The following is a 396-nucleotide window of genomic DNA, read 5'->3' as shown; positions in this document are numbered from 1 at the left end:
TAGAGCGGTTCTCAGGTTGATTTAGGGGTCAGGGTATATCTTTTGTGCATGAAAGCCTATTCCAATGATTTGCGGGAGCGGGTGGCGGCGGCTTGTGCCGAGCCTGGAGCAACTCAACCAGCCGTCGCCGCCCGGTTCTGCGTGTCGGTTTCATTTGTCGAAAAGCTGCGCCAACGCCAGCGGGCGAACGGGTCGGTGGCCGCGCTGCCCCACCGCAGCGGCCCCGCTCCGCTGCTCGACGCGGCGGCCCGCGCGGAGTTGGCAGCCTGCCTGCGCCAGCAGCCCGATGCCTCCCTGGCCGAGTTGTGCGTGTGGGTGGCCGCGCTGGGCGGCCCGGCCGTGAGCCCGGCCACGCTGGGGCGGGCCATACAGGCGCTGGACTGGCGGCGAAAAAAA

At 67.9% G+C, this 396-nt stretch carries 1 pseudogene; it reads left to right on the top strand.

The window, feature by feature from the left end:
* Positions 1 to 48: 48 nt before the first annotated feature.
* Positions 49 to 396: pseudogene (locus WX88_RS26920) on the top strand (helix-turn-helix domain-containing protein); the annotation flags it as partial.

It is taken from the genome of Hymenobacter terrenus (assembly GCF_000972495.1).
In the GTDB taxonomy this organism is placed as follows: Bacteria; Bacteroidota; Bacteroidia; order Cytophagales; family Hymenobacteraceae; genus Hymenobacter; species Hymenobacter terrenus.
This window is presented reverse-complemented; position numbering and strand designations above follow the sequence as displayed.